The 395-nt window shown below is 41.5% G+C and carries 1 protein-coding gene; it reads left to right on the top strand.

Translation table 11 applies throughout. The features are described from left to right. Positions 1-7: 7 nt before the first annotated feature. A complete protein-coding gene (locus ACYVTD_RS17545; protein ID WP_461248909.1) occupies positions 8-175 on the top strand; it encodes a sodium:solute symporter family transporter in 168 nt (55 codons plus the stop codon). The last annotated feature ends 220 nt before the right edge of the window (positions 176-395 follow it).

Below are 395 nucleotides of genomic sequence, written 5' to 3'. Positions count from 1 at the left end.
TACCGCAATTTATGTCGTAGTCGGCGGTTATTTTGCGACAGCGGCAAACGATTTTTTTCAAGGCCTAATCATGCTTTTCGGGATTTTCGCCGGTATAGCCGCTGTACTTCACAGTAACGGCGGGTTTTTTTATACTTTTTGGAAAAAAAGGGCTGGGTATGGAAAAAAAATTTAAAGCGGCGGGGTTTCCCGCCGTTTTTTTTCATTTTTTTTTTTTCAAGCAGAGGGCTGCATACGAGCTTTCTGCCTGTCTCTTTTGCTCGGAGATGTTTGTAAGAGACAGGCTGAAGTGCTTGTAGAGTATGTTAGCGTTTACTCCCCTATTCCTTCTGATTAAATCCTGTTTGTTTTCCCTCTTTTCTGGTTTTTGACCCATTTATCACACTGTTATAAAG

The sequence above is a fragment of the Treponema sp. R6D11 genome, from assembly GCF_054786075.1.
The sequence above is the reverse complement of the archived record's forward strand: the minus strand, read 5'-3'. Positions and strand labels throughout refer to the sequence as shown.